At 47.0% G+C, this 15,185-nt stretch carries 17 protein-coding genes; 11 read left to right on the top strand and 6 right to left on the bottom strand.

Features of this window, described 5'->3' with window-relative positions; genetic code table 11:
• The first annotated feature begins 9 nt into the window (after window positions 1-9).
• Window positions 10-525, top strand: a complete 516-nt coding sequence (locus CHH53_RS09210) for a GNAT family N-acetyltransferase (protein ID WP_095215824.1) — start codon at window positions 10-12, stop codon at window positions 523-525.
• On the top strand, window positions 522-1,451 hold the full coding sequence (locus CHH53_RS09215; protein WP_095215825.1) for an HAD-IIB family hydrolase: 930 nt from the start codon (window positions 522-524) through the stop codon (window positions 1,449-1,451). The genes CHH53_RS09210 and CHH53_RS09215 overlap by 4 nt, the downstream gene beginning before the upstream one ends.
• On the opposite strand, the gene CHH53_RS09220 is transcribed toward CHH53_RS09215, so the two are convergent.
• On the bottom strand, window positions 1,353-2,360 hold the full coding sequence (locus CHH53_RS09220) for a FecCD family ABC transporter permease (RefSeq protein ID WP_095215826.1): 1,008 nt from the start codon (window positions 2,358-2,360) through the stop codon (window positions 1,353-1,355). The genes CHH53_RS09215 and CHH53_RS09220 overlap by 99 nt on opposite strands.
• On the bottom strand, window positions 2,357-3,358 hold the full coding sequence (locus tag CHH53_RS09225; RefSeq protein WP_198946041.1) for a FecCD family ABC transporter permease: 1,002 nt from the start codon (window positions 3,356-3,358) through the stop codon (window positions 2,357-2,359). The genes CHH53_RS09220 and CHH53_RS09225 overlap by 4 nt, the downstream gene beginning before the upstream one ends.
• Window positions 3,359-3,469: 111 nt before the next feature.
• Here CHH53_RS09225 and CHH53_RS09230 point away from each other — a divergent pair, with 111 nt between their 5' ends.
• Both CHH53_RS09230 and CHH53_RS09235 read left to right on the top strand, forming a co-directional pair.
• Window positions 3,470-4,438, top strand: coding sequence for an ABC transporter substrate-binding protein (locus CHH53_RS09230; protein ID WP_233134981.1), 969 nt, complete (start codon window positions 3,470-3,472; stop codon window positions 4,436-4,438).
• A 180-nt stretch (window positions 4,439-4,618) separates the two neighbouring features.
• Complete coding sequence (locus tag CHH53_RS09235; RefSeq protein WP_095215828.1) at window positions 4,619-5,200, top strand: YjgB family protein; 582 nt, start codon at window positions 4,619-4,621, stop codon at window positions 5,198-5,200.
• A 32-nt stretch (window positions 5,201-5,232) separates the two neighbouring features.
• On the opposite strand, the gene CHH53_RS09240 is transcribed toward CHH53_RS09235, so the two are convergent.
• Window positions 5,233-5,565 carry a hypothetical protein gene (locus tag CHH53_RS09240; protein ID WP_095215829.1) on the bottom strand — a complete coding sequence of 111 codons (333 nt, stop codon included), beginning with the start codon at window positions 5,563-5,565 and terminating at the stop codon, window positions 5,233-5,235.
• A gap of 81 nt (window positions 5,566-5,646) precedes the next feature.
• Here CHH53_RS09240 and CHH53_RS09245 point away from each other — a divergent pair, with 81 nt between their 5' ends.
• Window positions 5,647-6,393, top strand: a complete 747-nt coding sequence (locus CHH53_RS09245) for an SDR family oxidoreductase (protein WP_095215830.1) — start codon at window positions 5,647-5,649, stop codon at window positions 6,391-6,393.
• 74 nt (window positions 6,394-6,467) lie between these two features.
• Here CHH53_RS09245 and CHH53_RS09250 read toward each other — a convergent pair whose 3' ends face one another.
• Both CHH53_RS09250 and CHH53_RS09255 read right to left on the bottom strand, forming a co-directional pair.
• The gene (locus CHH53_RS09250; RefSeq protein WP_095215831.1) at window positions 6,468-7,109 is read right to left on the bottom strand and encodes a DedA family protein; all 642 of its coding nucleotides are present in this window, start codon (window positions 7,107-7,109) and stop codon (window positions 6,468-6,470) included.
• A 17-nt stretch (window positions 7,110-7,126) separates the two neighbouring features.
• On the bottom strand, window positions 7,127-7,738 hold the full coding sequence (locus CHH53_RS09255; RefSeq protein ID WP_095215832.1) for a helix-turn-helix domain-containing protein: 612 nt from the start codon (window positions 7,736-7,738) through the stop codon (window positions 7,127-7,129).
• Between the two features lie 116 nt (window positions 7,739-7,854).
• On the opposite strand from CHH53_RS09255, the gene CHH53_RS09260 reads away from it, so the two are divergent.
• Window positions 7,855-8,499 (top strand): YoaK family protein, encoded by a 645-nt coding sequence (locus tag CHH53_RS09260; protein ID WP_095215833.1) that lies wholly within the window; start codon window positions 7,855-7,857, stop codon window positions 8,497-8,499.
• Window positions 8,500-8,531: 32 nt separating this feature from the next.
• On the opposite strand, the gene CHH53_RS09265 is transcribed toward CHH53_RS09260, so the two are convergent.
• Complete coding sequence (locus CHH53_RS09265) at window positions 8,532-9,464, bottom strand: LCP family glycopolymer transferase (RefSeq protein ID WP_095215834.1); 933 nt, start codon at window positions 9,462-9,464, stop codon at window positions 8,532-8,534.
• Between the two features lie 164 nt (window positions 9,465-9,628).
• Between CHH53_RS09265 and CHH53_RS17325 the strand changes: the two genes are divergently transcribed.
• The 5 genes from CHH53_RS17325 (at window position 9,629) to CHH53_RS09285 (ending at window position 15,160) form a co-directional block, all read left to right on the top strand.
• Window positions 9,629-9,772, top strand: coding sequence for a hypothetical protein (locus tag CHH53_RS17325; protein ID WP_158221526.1), 144 nt, complete (start codon window positions 9,629-9,631; stop codon window positions 9,770-9,772).
• A 211-nt stretch (window positions 9,773-9,983) separates the two neighbouring features.
• A complete protein-coding gene (locus CHH53_RS09270; RefSeq protein WP_095215835.1) occupies window positions 9,984-10,778 on the top strand; it encodes a hypothetical protein in 795 nt (264 codons plus the stop codon).
• Between the two features lies 1 nt (window position 10,779).
• Entirely contained in the window at window positions 10,780-11,175 is a 396-nt protein-coding gene (locus CHH53_RS09275) for a thiol-disulfide oxidoreductase DCC family protein (protein ID WP_095215836.1), read from the top strand.
• Window positions 11,176-11,288: 113 nt separating this feature from the next.
• A complete protein-coding gene (locus CHH53_RS09280) occupies window positions 11,289-12,698 on the top strand; it encodes a right-handed parallel beta-helix repeat-containing protein (protein WP_095215837.1) in 1,410 nt (469 codons plus the stop codon).
• A gap of 194 nt (window positions 12,699-12,892) precedes the next feature.
• Entirely contained in the window at window positions 12,893-15,160 is a 2,268-nt protein-coding gene (locus CHH53_RS09285; RefSeq protein ID WP_095215838.1) for a DUF5689 domain-containing protein, read from the top strand.
• Window positions 15,161-15,185: the final 25 nt, after the last annotated feature.

Raw genomic sequence — 15,185 nt, forward strand, 5'->3', positions numbered from 1 at the left:
AAAGGGCCTATGAAAACAAGAAAATTGACTGCCGCAGATGCAGAAGCGTATTGGGAACTAAGATTACTAGCATTGCAAGATCATCCTGATGCATTCAGTACCTCCTATGAGGATGCGATAAAACAGGAAGATCCAATCGGGAGGGTGAAAGGTAATTTGGAAAGCCCGGATGCAGAAACCTATGGAATCTTCAAGGAGGGCAAACTTGCCGGCAATGCAACGCTGAGATATGAGACACCTGTGAAACTGCTGCATCGTGCGGATTTGGTGGGGGTTTATCTAGCACCGGAAATACGGGGGAAAGGCTATGGCAAAATGCTTATCACAAAAATGATCCAGGCTGCCCGTGGACGAGATGGCATCGAGAAGATAAATCTGGCGGTGGCAGACACGAACCCAGCAGCCAGGCATGTATATGAGCAGGCGGGCTTCAAACCATTTGGTGTTGAAGAAAAAGCTTTGAAAATGGGAGATACATATATATCGGAAATTCACATGACTTTGGTTTTGGAGGATGACAAATGAATTTTATCTTCGATTTGGATGGCACTATCTGCTTTAAAGGAAGACCTGTCACACAGCACATAATGGATACGCTGAAAGACCTTGAACAGAATGGACATCAAGTGATTTTTGCATCGGCAAGGCCGATCCGGGATCTGCTCCCTGTCATTGATCATCACTTTCACTCCATTACGCTGATAGGAGGCAATGGCTCCTTGATCTCTAAAGGCGGGAAGATAATTTTCTCCCATGCATTTTCGCCCGTTCAATTGCATGCGATGGAGAGAGTGATAGAAGCCTACAAAGCCAGTTACTTGATAGATGGAGAGTGGAACTATGCCTATACAGGCGATCCAGCGCATCCCCTGAAATCGAGGGTCGATCCGGATGGTCTGGCTGAAGAAGTAAAATTGGAGGATCTCGAACAGGTAGTTAAAATTATCGTTCTGGATTCTGCCGATCAAGAACAGGTGGCTTCAAAGGCAGAAAAGCTGGGACTTCGCGTCCATCGTCATCAGGGTGAAGGCATCGTGGACATCAGCCCTCCCGGCATTGATAAGTGGAGTGCCATCCAAGAAGCGGGGATCAAGGAAAAAGAATATATTGCTTTTGGCAATGATGCAAATGATGTCGAAATGTTCCGGCATGCCAAGTATGCCGTCATGATCGGGAAGCATGAAGAACTGGCGCATTATGCAGATGCAGCTATTCCGCTGGATGAAGCTTGTGAAGAGGGAATTGTGGCGATGCTGAAGGATTTGGCTGCCAAACCGGCAGGAAAGGTCAAAGAGAAGACGTACAAGCCTAAAGGAAACAATCAAAGAATGAAACTCTGGATTTGCAGAGGTTCATTCTTTGATCAACAAATAAATGAAATAGGGGGCACCTATCGCCGAAACAACCAGTCCGATCGGAATCTCCGAAGGCGCCAGGATCGTCCGCGATAATGTATCGGCTACGAGCATGATGAGCGCGCCGATGAGTGCACAGATCGGGAGCTGATGCTTGTGATTCGGTCCGACGATCCGTCTGGCCAGATGAGGTGCAACGAGCCCGAGGAATGTGATGGCACCTCCTGCTGCCACGCAAGCTCCTGCCAGTGCGACGGCAAGGAGCAGCAGGAGAGTCCGTTCCCTTTGAACCGGAGCCCCGACGCCGACGGCGAGTTGGTCACCGAGCGTCAGCACGTTCAATGCTTTTGCTTTGAAAATGGCAAATGGAACAAGTATGACGATCCATGGCAAGAGCGCCAGCACATAATTCCAGCTCGTCTGCCAGATGCTGCCGTTGAGCCAGATGGTCGCCTGGGTGAAATCCTTCGGGTCCATCATGAGCTGAAAGACGATGATCAGCCCGCCGAATGCTGCGTTTACACCGATACCGACAAGGATGAGCCGGACGGGAGAGACACCTTTTTTCCAAGCTAATGCGTAGATGAGGCTTGCTGCCAGGAAGGCACCTGCAAACGCAAATAGAGGCATGATGAATACCTGCAGGCTGCCTGTACCAGCCAACTTTTCTTGAAAGAAGAAAATATAGAGGACGACAGCGAAGCCCGCGCCGGCATTGATTCCAAGTATACCAGGGTCAGCCAGACCATTTTGGGAAACGCCCTGCAGGATGGCACCTGCAATACCCATCCCGATACCGATCAATAGGGCAATCACCATGCGCGGCAGACGGAAATCGAATAATATCACGTCATATGATCCATCCCCTGTTCCGAGCAGGGTCTTTACGACATCCGCTGGTCCGATGGGGATCGTCCCAGTATTCAAGCTGATAAAAAATATAATAAGGATGGCAGCGATGATTCCGGCTGCTACCAGACTTGTCTTCTTCACAGAATGTATCATATATTCCTACCCTCCCGGCGAGCTAGATAAATGAAGAATGGTACGCCGATCAGTGCCGTGAGGGCACCGACTGGTGTCTCGAAGGGTGGATTGATCATTCGGGATGCAATATCGGCAAAGTTCAGCAAAAGGCCGCCTAAAACAGCCGAGCATGGAATGATCCAGCGATAATCCGGGCCGACAAGGAAGCGTGTGATATGCGGAATGACCAACCCGATGAAGCCAATCGTGCCGCCGACAGAGACAGCAGCACCAGTCAAAATGAGCACGACCAGGACACCAGCTGCTTTTACCAGACCTGTCTTCAGGCCAAGACCTGTCGCTACCTCTTCCCCCAGACTGAGTGTCGTGACGGATCCGCTGATGAAAAATGCCAGAATCAGGCCGATTGCTGCAGCTGGAAACAGCAGTTTCACTGTCTCCCACTGCACATTCGCTACACCGCCTGCATACCAGAAGCTCAAATCCCGTGCAACATCGAAGTGTAATGCCAGTGAATTGGAGAACGCCCCGAGCAGGGCAGTGACAGCAGTCCCTGCCAATGCCAGTTTCACAGGCGTCAATCCAGTCCTTGCCAGCAAACCGATACCGAAAACAAGGCCCAGGCCCAGGCCGGAACCGGCAAAAGCGAATAGAAGCAGATTCACGTTGGAAATGCCAGGGAAAAAGACAAGCGCAATCGCAATCATGAACGTAGCACCCGAAGTCACCCCCATGATTTGCGGGGAAGCCAGCGGGTTGCGAGTCATGCCTTGCATGATGGCGCCGGATGCTGCGAGCATGGCACCGATAAGAATCGCCGCCACTGTACGGGGCAGACGGACTCGGTGAATGATTTGATGGGATGTATCGGAAGCATCATAATGGAAAAAACTATTCCATACCGTGCCGAGTGAAATATCCGATACACCGGATATGATGGATAAGCCTATGGAAAATAAAAGCAGGGCAGTGCCTGCGATTAGTATGATCATGCCAATGAGTCTGCGTGCTTGCATCGTCAACCCGCTTTCTAGCTCTATCAAAACAGTGTCATGGTGCTTGTAAATGAAAATGAGAATTGTTATCATCTATTAGAAGATCATAACATAAACCAAGAGGTGAGTCCCTTGTTCAAAAGAAAGAGCATGCTTTTACTGCTGGCGGTCTTCGCCAGTGTTGTATTCATTATAACAGGTTGCGGCAATAACGATTCAAGTGATAATGCCGAAAATGACGCTTCCGATAAAGGAAGTGACGAAACACGTACGGTGACGGATGCAATGGGGCATGAAGTGGAGATTCCTGCCGATCCTAAAAATGTACTGGCGTCCTATTTGGAGGATAATCTGGTGGCCCTTGGTATCACTCCAGTGGCGCAGTGGTCTGTCAATAATGGCGAACCTCAAGGATATTTGCAAGACAGTCTGAAAGATGTACCGACGATCGACTCCACGCTTCCGTTCGAAGCAGTAGCAAGTTTCAAGCCTGATTTGATCATCATGGATTCCGCTTCCATGGTGGAAGGCGATAAATACGAGCAGTACAATAAAATTGCGCCGACTTATGTAATGGGTACGGAAGAAAACGGCGACTGGCGCAAAGAACTGCAGACAATGGGTGAAATCTTCGATAAAAAAGATGAAGCACAAAAAGTTCTGGATGACTACGACGCTAAAGCGGCAGATGCCAAAGAAAAAATCCAAGGTGCGATCGGCGATGAGTCAGCTGCAGCTATCTGGCTTTCGGGCGGTCAGCTTTATATCGTAAACGATAACCTATCCAGCGGCGCGGTGCTTTATGGCGATCTGGGCATCACTGTTCCAGAAGGTGTCAAAGAAATCTCCGAAAGCGCAACAGCGAACTGGAACCCCGTTTCCCTGGAGCAATTGGCTGAAATGGATGTCGACCATCTGTTCTTGATCAATAGCGATGAAGGCGATGGCTCTGAAATCCTTGACGATCCGCTACTAGCAAACGTACCGGCAATCAAGAATGGCAATGTGTATAAATATGACAAAGACACAAGCTGGCTGTATACTGGACCGATCGCAAACGAACAAATCATCGACGATGCGGTTGAAAGCCTCGTGAAGTAAGGAAAAGCTTCTACCCTTTTAGGGGAGAAGCTTTTTTAATGTCTGGTTTGTTGTCGAATCAACAATCTACATGCTGAATTTTGCCACTATAAATGTCGAATCACATATCAAGGACTGCCGGTATGTTTCATAGCACGCCTATCGCGGAAAACATAACTACACAAAAAGGAGGCATGCTGTATGGCAAGAAGGAATCCAGCACGAAAGGCAGCGGTGAGTGTTATTTGCGCAGGAGCTGTGCTGGGAGCTGGGAGCTTCATGATTCCAGGTGCGGTAGCTGTAAATGCAAAAGCGAAGGAAGCAGTTCATTCTTCCCGAACGAATGAAGCAGCCGTTGAAACGCTACAGGCCATTTATACACAGGCATATGAAGGCTCTTCCATCGGAGTGGCAGGCAATTTTGCAATAGGTGAATCGACAAGGACAGATGTTGTGGATAGGCTTGGTGAACCTTTCTTATCCGATACCTTTGATACGTATCATGCAGAGATGGGGAATCCCGGGTTCAGTTTTGCATACAATGAGGATGGCATATTGAATGAAATCCGCTATCTCGGAACTAATGTGGAGCGGCAAACGAATCTAGGCAGCATTACACCTGCCGTACTGGAAGAGCAGCTTGGCAAGGCAGATGCTATCACTTCTATTTCAAAGACGGATCAGCATAAGTATCTATATGAAGCTGGTGGCTTTGAGCTGGAATTCATTGTGAATGATGAGACACTACAAGTTGACCACGTAAATCTAGTACCAAATAGTTAAGCAAAGCAGGTAGTTAAGCAAAGCAGGAGGATTCACTCCTGCTTTTTTGCTGTTCGGATCAGGTATTGCGATGGCAGGATGAGCGTTCCGATCATTGTTGCCGTGAGAAGTAAAATACTCGGATGTGCATTCAGGAAAATATCCAGCGCGGTGCAAATGGCCGCTCCCAAGAGGAAGAAATCATATGCAGAGAATCCCTGTGATTCGCTGCTGGTCCAGCCGATGACATAAAGGGGAACGATGAGAGAAGCCCACATATCACTATGCGTGAATTCGAATCCATACATAGCTTTATAAAGAAGCCAGCTATAAATAGGGGTTGCCAGGGCGAGACTGCCGAGTGTAAACAAGAGTTGTTTTTTCAATGAAAGTCTCCTTCCATACAGGATTTCCTTTCATTTTACCCGAAATATGTAAAGGGATGGTAAAAAAGGAGGGGATATTGTATGGCTAAGATAGCTATTGTTACGGGTGTTTCCTATCCGCGCTCCATCGGTACGGCGGTGTGCCGCAGATTGGCTGAACAAGGTTCGGATATTTTCTTTACATATTGGCAGGCAGGCGAGACTTGGCCTGATCAGTTCAGGAATGAAATCAGGGAAGCCGGTGTCAGATGTGTTGGAATGGAAGTGGATTTGGAGCGAGCAGATGCTGCCGAAGCTATTTTGCAGGACGTACAGCTGCAGTTAGGCGTGCCGGCTATTTTGATAAACTGCGCTGCTTTTTCGGAGACAGGTGATTATGAGGAATTCGATGCTTTTCAATTAGATCGCCACTATGCTGTCAATATGAGGAGTGTTTTTTTGCTTTGTACGGGATTCGCTAAATTGTTCAAGCAGCTAAAACCTGCTGGCAGGGGAAGCATTGTCAACCTGACATCAGGTCAAAGCCGGGGACCGATGCCAAATGAGCTGGCATACATCGCAACAAAGGGCGCGATTACTGCATTCACTCAATCACTATCAGCTGACTTGGCATCGGTGGGAGTCAATGTGAATGCGGTGAATCCCGGGCCGACAGACAGTACGTGGATGACGGACGATATACGGGAGCATCTGCTTTCTCGTTTTCCGATGGGGAGAATCGGTGAACCGGATGATGCAGCAAGGCTGATTGGCTTTTTGGTCGGGGAAGACGGATATTGGGTGACAGGACAGGAGCTCCACTCGGAAGGCGGATTTATGCGAAGCTGAAAAAAGAGGAAGAATTGGATGCTCTCCGGGATTTCGGAGAGACATCCATCCGAAGCTTCTCCGCTTAATGGAACTTATATATGCTGATCTCCATTTAATTCTTCTGATTCTTTCTTCCTGCGCTGGATTAACTTCCAAATTACAAATCCACTGCCGGCCACAGCAATAAATGCTAACATGCCATATTTATAATAATCGAGGTAAATTTCCAATCGAGTCCATGATGCTCCGACCCATACCCCTAACAAGACGACGATGGAATTCCAGATTAATGTTCCGGCAGCAGAGAAGAGAAGGAATATCCCAAAATGCATTTTGGCCATACCAGCGGGAATGGAAATCAAACTCCTGACCAGCGGGATAAAGCGGCAGAGAAAGACAGCCCATATATCATACTTCTCGAACCAAGCTGCTGCTTTATGCAAATGAGCAGGATCAAGCCGCAGCCATTTGCGATTTTTTTCTATCCAATTCGAAAGTTTGTCTATATCAAAGAGCGTTCCGATCCAATACAAGATCGAGGTGCCAATCAACGCTCCGAATGTAGCCGATAGTATCACGAAAATTGGATTCAGACTGGAGGAAGCCGCCAAAAATCCCCCAAACAGCAGGGTGACTTCAGATGGAAGCGGCGGAATCACAATCTCTATCATCATCAAAAGGGTAATGGCAGGATAACCATAGGCTGCCATCAATTCATTCATCCATGATTCCAAGCAGGCAACTCCCTTTGCTATTTATTTGCATTCATCATAGCGGTTTGGACAACAAGTGTATCGTCTAGATAACCAAACGGAAAGATATAATCAGGCAGCACATCTATTGGATTGATAAAATATAGTAAAGCTGCACCGAAAAGTACTAATTCCTTTTTGGTTCCAATGCCGGAACTGAATTTATAAAACATTTGCTTTAGGTCATTTACCAGTTTACCGGCGCTTCCGACGGATTTAATCTTTTCATTGAATTTATCTTCGATGATTTGTTTTCCGCCGTCGGTAAGGGCGATTTCCTTATATTCAGCCAGTTGATTCTGTAATCTCTCTGTCGTAAAGGATGGATCGGCTTGTTTACACAGAGCCTCCAGATGCTGTTCTGTCTGGATTGTTTTACTCTCGTCGAGAAAACCGGCAGCACGCATCAGATCCTCATGGGAAACATCCAGTACTTCACTGAACTTTTTCAAATGATTGACAGTCACTTTCCGTTTGCCATTCAGTATCTTGGATATGATTGCTGCATCAATTGCAGTCCGCCTGCTCAATTCGCGGATGGATATTTTTTTTTCCTTAAGTAACATACGCAGAAGATTCTCTATACCAGAAATATCTTTATTCATGTCCATGAAGGTATCTCCTCTTTCCGGGATCTTATTTTATTACCCTACAAGGATGTTGACAATTTGTCAATAGATGCGGTAGAACGGTATAGGGCAGAAAGAAAAGGAAAGAAGGAATCAAGATGGATATTAAACGGGATCATATCACCATCATGCTCTTATGTGCTTTATCGGGTGTAATAGATGTACTAGGTTATATTGGTCTATCACACGTGTTTACTGCCAACATGACAGGAAACATTGTATTGTTGGGTATTGGAATCGGTGATGCAAGGCAGGCGGTTTTGAGCAATGCTGCCATTGCATTGGCGGGGTTCGTCATAGGGATTGCCGCTACTGTTCTCGTCCAAAAAAAGAACGGTACTTCAAGAAATATTTTATTCTGGGAGTTCATTTTGCTTTTATTGGTTGCGGCGATGATACTGTCGATCCCGATCAGCGGAGGTCTCTCATCAGTCATTCTTCTGCTGTTAAGCACAGCCATGGGAATGCAGACGATAGCGGGAAGGAACCTCAAGATAGCCGGGCTTTCTTCTACTGTATTGACGAGTACACTTGCAGCTTTTGTAGAGGGACTTATAGGTATAGGAAAAACCAAAAAACTTTCGTTGGACACATATCTTAGAGGAGGCGCCATTCTCCTTTACTTAGTCGGTGCAGCGGCAGGCAGCTTCAGCGAAAGAATCATCGGCTTGAATACGATATGGCTGGGTGTGGTGCTGCTGGCGATTATACTGTTGATTCAAAGGAAACATACGCATCAATAAGAAAGAAGAAGATCCAAAAGGATCTTCTTCTTTTATTTGCTGATGCTGTCCTGTATGGCAGTTATCTCATCTTCGGGCACTATCAAGTAATAGATTCCATCGATTTTTGTACCGTCGCCTCTCATTTCATGCTCATGGACAGACTTGCGAACGTTGCGATAATCCGCAAACAAATGACGCATGGACGCCAGGTTTATATTGGTCTGCACGTTTTTGCCGAGGACATCCAGCAGGTCATCGATTTTACTGACGGATTTGATATTGGCGCCTTTGTCGATGACGGCTTCAATCACCTGACGCTGTCTGGCATTCCGTCCAAAATCTCCATCAGGGTCTAAATGGCGCATCCTTGTGTATCCCAATGCTTGCTGGCCGTCCAAGTCAATCTGCCCCTTTTTGTAATGGTAGCCTTTCTTATAGAAACCTTCATCGTACCAATCCAGGTTGTTTTCCACTGTTACACCGCCTACTGCATCGACCAGATCTGCCAGACCTTGCATATTGATCTCTACGAAATAATCGATATCAATGTCCAGCAAGTTTTCGACGGTTTCCACGGACATGTCGACCCCGCCAAAAGCATAGGCGTGATTGATCTTGTCAACTGTACCGTGCCCGATGATCTCTGTCCGTGTATCACGCGGGATACTTACCAGGTCCATGGACTCGGAATCCGGATCCAGTGACATAAGCAGTAAGGCATCAGACCGCCCAGAGTCGAATTCCCTTTCATCGATGCCAAGTAAAAGGATATTGATTCTTTCTTTGTTCTTGATCTTCTCTGATGTGACGCCCTCATCGATCGCTGCCGAGTCTTTCTGGATGCCATCCACTGTCTGTTTCACATCCCTTGCAGTTAAAAAGAGGAAGGTACCAGCTCCAATTACTATGACCAGGAGGATGAGTATGATATACCTGCCTATCCGTCGCCTCTGCTTCCGTTCCTTATGTCGTTTCTTTTCCATTTTCGTACCTCCTGACCATTACAAGGTACGCTGTTGTTGACGATTTGTCAACAACATGTATAGATATGACCGAAAGGGAGATACTAAACCTATCCCACTAAATAACCGCTGATTACTTCCCAGCAACTGACCTGCCCGAGAAATCGAAGGGGGGAATGTCTGCTATGAAGGAATGCCCGACAAATCCGAAACAGCCTAAGGACGATTTGCCTCTTATCCTTGCCATCCTCACTGTCATACCTGCCGCTTGCAATCAGCTACTAGATGCTGCCCATAAATTCTTCAAGTTATTCCAGCTGTTTTCCTAAAGGCAAAACCGCAGAGCTCCGCGTTCTGCGGTTTCTATTTATTCATACAGAATTTAACACTATATCCACGGTTCCTGCTACAATTAGGGAAAAGGAAAGATTTTATGCATTAGTTCGGACCGCAGGCTGTCGGGAAGATGACAGTCGGACAGGAACTGGAGAAACAGCAAGGATCATTTGCTAGTATCCTTTTTGGTTTAGGGGGAGGAAAATGAGGATCAGGCATAAGTTTGGAGCGGGGGTTCTGCTTGTCGGTTTGTTTTCTTTATATATGGGCTTTCATTTGAGAGACTTCTTTGGAGTTGCGGCTGACAATCCATTAAACGTTTGGGTATCTGGTGCGTTTATTTATGCTGTTTATATGAGTCCGTTCATTTTTATATATGGAATATCCATCTCTTGGTTGATCGGGAAAAAGGTACAGCCCATCGATGCGAAGCAAACAGGACTTTATCTCATTTTGCATGGGCTGGGCGGACTGCCTTTTGCAGCCTTGAGCCTTTCTTCAAAAAGTACAGCTGTGTTTTTGCTTGCTGCAGCTTTGGGTGCATTTTTGGCAGTGGTGTTTGCTTTGTTTGAGCTTGGTCTTGGGTATATCACAAAGAAAGGGCGCATTGGCTGGTTAGTGGTGTATGTTCCTTTTCTGGCGTTTTCGACGATCCTGATCATTGGTCAGGTGCTGTCGGTGCCGCCGGAGGTCAAGGAGGAAGGGACTGAACCGGGGTATTCTGCCAGTGAGGCTGTTAAATACGTTACACAGCAGCATGGACAGGGAGAAAACGGGGGATTCCCGGCAGAAGCCGGCCATGTGGAACAATGGGAGCTTTTCGGGGAGCGTTTTACGAGAGAAACGGTTATCGAAAGCTTACAAGGGGAAAAAGATACATACTATGTAACATTGGTGGAAAAAAATCTGGATCGGCAGGAAGTCTATAAGACAACCTACATGACGAAGGAAAATGAGTTGCTGCTGCATGACAGAGTGACTGAAAAAGAGGAGGGATAATATGTGCAAGGAGGCGATCATCCTCTTTGATGGTGTATGCAATCTCTGCAACAACAGTGTCCAATTCATCATCAAGCATGACAAGGGAGCCTATTTTAAATTTGCTTCCCTCCAAAGCGATTTCGGAAGTCGGCTGAGAGAAGCAAAGCAAATTCCAGATGGGATCGACAGCATCCTATTTGCAGAGGGTGACAAGGTATATACGCAATCCAGCGCAGTTTTGCGTATTGCCCGCCGTCTGGATGGAGCTTGGAAATTAGCTGGGGCTGCTTTGTTCATCCCGCGTCCCATCCGTGATTCGATCTATCGGTATATAGCTAGGAATCGCTATCGCTGGTTCGGAAGGCAGAATCAATGCATGCTGCCATCTCCAGAATTAAAAAAGCGATTTTTATGATAATAAAGATTTTATTAAGATTTCGCTCTAGCTCCTATACAAATCGACCGATGACGGGTATCATACTAGCAGTAGCCAAGAACGGCAAATATTGCATAGAAAAGAGTCGGCAAATGAGATTATCGATACTGGTCGCAATCGTACTGTGCCTGATCGGTGCGGGCATCTATTCGATTGCAGCAAACAACAAGAAGGAAGTGGAAGCGGTGACCGCTCCGGAACAGCTATTCGTCGCCACTGATGGGGATGATGAGAATGAGGGAACCAAGGAGAAACCTCTTCGCACGATTCAGGCAGCCGTGGATCAGGCCGCAGCTGGTACGACTGTCTACATTCGCAAGGGAATCTATAAGGGTGGATTTGATGTTACCAATAGCGGAACGAAGGAAGAGCCATTGGTCATCCGCAACTATGAAAATGAAGAAGTGGTCATCAGCGGCGAAGGACAGACGACGGATGAAGATGCGGCGTTGATCAATGTCGATAGCAAATGCTACATTACGATTCAGGGACTGACCCTTCAGGATTTGACGGCGGATTCACCTGACTATGCCGTGATGGGTATTTATGTATCGGGTAATAGCTCTTATATCAATATCATTCAAAATCACATCCATCATATAGGGAATACGGCAGATGAAGGCAATGCCCATGGTATAGCGGTATATGGAACTGGCAAGATGGAACAAATCCGCGTCATGGACAATATTGTGGAGGAGCTGACACTGGGAGCCAGTGAAGCGGTTGTCCTGAATGGCAATATCGATGGTTTTGCTGTTACGGGCAATACGGTCCGCCATAATAACAACATCGGAATCGATCTGATCGGCTATGAAGGGGTAGCGGAAGATCCAGAGGCTGATTATGTCCGAAATGGAACGGTCCAGGGGAATGTGGTCCATGATAACTCTTCCTATGGTAATCCGGCATATGGGGAGGATTATTCCGCAGGGGGAATTTATGTGGATGGTGCTAAAAATATCAAAATCAAGGCCAATACCGTTTTCCGCAATGACTTGGGTATCGAAGCGACTTCCGAGCACCAAGGACGTTACGCAGAAAACATCCTGATCACTGAAAACGAAGTGTATGAGAACAACTATACAGGTATTTCGATAGGCGGCTATGACGAAGAGCGCGGAGGAACCAAAGACTCATCCATCACCTATAATGTCCTTTATAAAAATGATACAAAGGATCTTTATGGCGGTCAGCTGCTTTTGCAGCATGATATCAGGGATAACGACATTTCACATAATGTATTCACAGCCAGCAAAACAGGCTTGTTCATTTCCAATGACTTCCAAACGAACCACAACACAACCATGAATCGGAATGTCTACGATAAGGACAAGGAAAACAGCTGGGTATGGAAACAGCAGGAATACAATGATTTTGGCAGTTATCAGCAGGCGACGGGCCAGGAAGAGGATTCTGCCTATATAGAAGTGCATTACATGGATGCCTCCAGTAAAGATTTCAGCTTGAAGGAGGGAACGACTGCACATGCAGTCATAGATTGAATGGAACCTGCATGCTTCGGCATGCAGGTTTTTTTCGTGCAAGGGTTGTGGAATGATGATGGTCGTGCCTTTTTAATGATAGGATTACGGCTGCGTAAATATTCTTCTGTTTTTGTAGTGATTTTGTAAACGTGTACAAATGATGAGGAGTATTTGCTATGCTTTACCTATTAATCTAAGGGAGGAACCTGCTTGTGAATAAAGTGATGGATTGGAGAGCTGTGGTAATCGCTGTTTTACTTGTCCCTTTCACGGTTTTCGGCTATGCAGTGCATAGCGAAGCCGAGACGGCAGCTGACCCTGCTCCGGAATTACAGCCAAAGGGAGAGGCGAATGGGAAAAAGGTATTATTTGATAATACGCACGGACAAACCGCCGGTGCCGCTGACTGGGTCATCGATGGTGCATTTTCCGATTTTGGGGAGGCCTTGGCCGAAGAGGGCTATTATGTAAAGGAATTAAGGAAAACATCGGCCATTACTTATGAAGACTTGAGCGGCTATGATGTTTTTGTCATACCAGAACCAAACATTGCATTCAAGAAATCCGAGCAGGATGCGATGCTTCGTTATACCCAGGAGGGCGGCAGCATCTTTTTCATCGGAGATCATTATAATGCTGACCGTAACTATGATCGCTGGGATTCTGGCGAGATCTTCAATGGCTACCGCCGAGGTGCATTTGACGATCCGACCAAAGGAATGTCGGAGGAAGAGGCAAATTCCGATCGGATGCAGGGAGTCGAAAGCTCCGACTGGCTTGGGGAAAATTTTGGCATCCGCTTCCGTTTCAATGCCCTGGGTGATATAGAGTCTGGTCAAACTGTAGTGGATCCATCAGATTCTTTTGGCATCACGGAAGGTATTGAAGTAGTGGAATCCCATGCTGGATCTACATTGACAATCCTCGATCCGACAAAGGCAAAAGGATTGATATATTTCCCGGAAAATATTCCGGCATGGCCGAATGCTGTCGACCAGGGGGTATACGCTGGCGGCGGGATCGATGAAGGAGCTTTTGCGGCAATTTCCAAAGTGGAGCAAGGCAAAGCCGCGTTCATTGGTGACTCTTCGCCGGTGGAAGACGCTACACCGAAGTATCTCCGCGAAGACAACGGACGTACGAAGCGTACGTATGATGGTTTCACAGGAGAAGGAAATAACGGACAGTACATGCTGAATGTCATGGAATGGCTAAGTGAAAAGGAAAGCTATACAAGCTTCGAGGAAACATCCATCACACTCAGTGAGGAGACACCTCTGCTCGAAACGGATACAATCAATGAAAATCCTGAGCTGACTACAGAAACACAAGCAGAGCCCTGGACCAATCCTCCAGCTGGCTATCGCTGGTATGATCCGAGCACTTTTGCAGCTGGTTCCTATGGTTCGGATGAAGTCGCTTCCAATCCAGTTTATGAAGTGGTGACACCTGCAACATTGCCGACACAGCAGGAATTCACCGTGCGAGTTGCCGTAGAGGACTTGGAGCCGGGTGAAACGCTGACAGGTCTGCAGCTGGGTGCCTATCTTCCGGGAGGACAGCAGATTGGTAAATTCAATACGACAGGAACCTGGCCTGGCGGCTATGGCTACAGCAGCAGCTTCTCTGTCACAGCGGATGCAACGGGAAGAGCGATAGTGGACATTCCTGCTCAATTGAATCCTGCCACTGCGGACGGAACAGCCAATTTGCGACTTCGCAAGGATGGCAGCAATCTTTTGACGAAGTCCGTTCAGGTGGGCAATGTGGATGCGGAGCCTTTGCCGGATGATGAGGCAGAGCTGCCGCGGCAGGTAGCTATCCAGGAAGCGCGTAAAGCAGCGGACGGGGAGGTAGTAACGGTTGAAGGTATCGTAACATCCACCCCGGGCAGCTTTGGCGGAAAAGGTTTTTATCTGCAGGATGAGACTGGCGGAATTTATGTTTTTCAGGATAGTGACAGCTTCAAGGCTGGTGATCTAGTCCAAATCAGTGCAGTGAAGACTACGTATAATGGAGAAGTGGAAGTTACGGATATCATCAAGTCCGAAGTTATTGGACAAGCAGATATTCCAGCACCGAAGACTGTTTCTGTAATTGATGACACGAATCAAGGGCAGCTCGTCAAGCTTACAGAAGTCACAATCAAAAACATCGAGACGTTCGGAACGTATGGTACTTTCGAGTTTGATGCACAAGCAGCTGATGGGACCGAGACACGTGTACGTGTCGATAATCGAATCGGCTTGAATCATGATACCTTTACATCACAGTTCCAGGAAGGCGACAAAGTTGATATTACAGGTGTGTCCTCCATCTTTAATGGCACATATCAGCTGAAGCCAGTTTCAACAGATAATATCGTCAAATCGGCACAAGCAGAACAGCCTGCCCCATGCAAAGCCGATAACGGCAAGCATAAGGGTGCCGATAAAGGACAAGGAAAGGGACATGATAAAAGCTGGAAATGTGCTGCGTAAATAAAAAAAGAAGCAGGAATGCATC

The sequence above is a fragment of the Terribacillus sp. 7520-G genome, assembly GCF_002271665.1.
Classification (GTDB): Bacteria; Bacillota; Bacilli; order Bacillales; family Amphibacillaceae; genus Terribacillus.

Coding starts and splice junctions, on each gene's coding strand:
- CHH53_RS09265 (WP_095215834.1), bottom strand. CDS start 9,464: ATGGAAAAGAAACGACATAAGGAACGGAAGCAGAGGCGACGGATAGGC.
- CHH53_RS09255 (WP_095215832.1), bottom strand. CDS start 7,738: ATGGACATGAATAAAGATATTTCTGGTATAGAGAATCTTCTGCGTATG.
- CHH53_RS09260 (WP_095215833.1), top strand. CDS start 7,855: ATGGATATTAAACGGGATCATATCACCATCATGCTCTTATGTGCTTTA.
- CHH53_RS09215 (WP_095215825.1), top strand. CDS start 522: ATGAATTTTATCTTCGATTTGGATGGCACTATCTGCTTTAAAGGAAGA.
- CHH53_RS09280 (WP_095215837.1), top strand. CDS start 11,289: ATGAGATTATCGATACTGGTCGCAATCGTACTGTGCCTGATCGGTGCG.
- CHH53_RS17325 (WP_158221526.1), top strand. CDS start 9,629: ATGAAGGAATGCCCGACAAATCCGAAACAGCCTAAGGACGATTTGCCT.
- CHH53_RS09245 (WP_095215830.1), top strand. CDS start 5,647: ATGGCTAAGATAGCTATTGTTACGGGTGTTTCCTATCCGCGCTCCATC.
- CHH53_RS09270 (WP_095215835.1), top strand. CDS start 9,984: ATGAGGATCAGGCATAAGTTTGGAGCGGGGGTTCTGCTTGTCGGTTTG.
- CHH53_RS09210 (WP_095215824.1), top strand. CDS start 10: ATGAAAACAAGAAAATTGACTGCCGCAGATGCAGAAGCGTATTGGGAA.
- CHH53_RS09225 (WP_198946041.1), bottom strand. CDS start 3,358: ATGCAAGCACGCAGACTCATTGGCATGATCATACTAATCGCAGGCACT.
- CHH53_RS09220 (WP_095215826.1), bottom strand. CDS start 2,360: ATGATACATTCTGTGAAGAAGACAAGTCTGGTAGCAGCCGGAATCATC.
- CHH53_RS09275 (WP_095215836.1), top strand. CDS start 10,780: ATGTGCAAGGAGGCGATCATCCTCTTTGATGGTGTATGCAATCTCTGC.
- CHH53_RS09235 (WP_095215828.1), top strand. CDS start 4,619: ATGGCAAGAAGGAATCCAGCACGAAAGGCAGCGGTGAGTGTTATTTGC.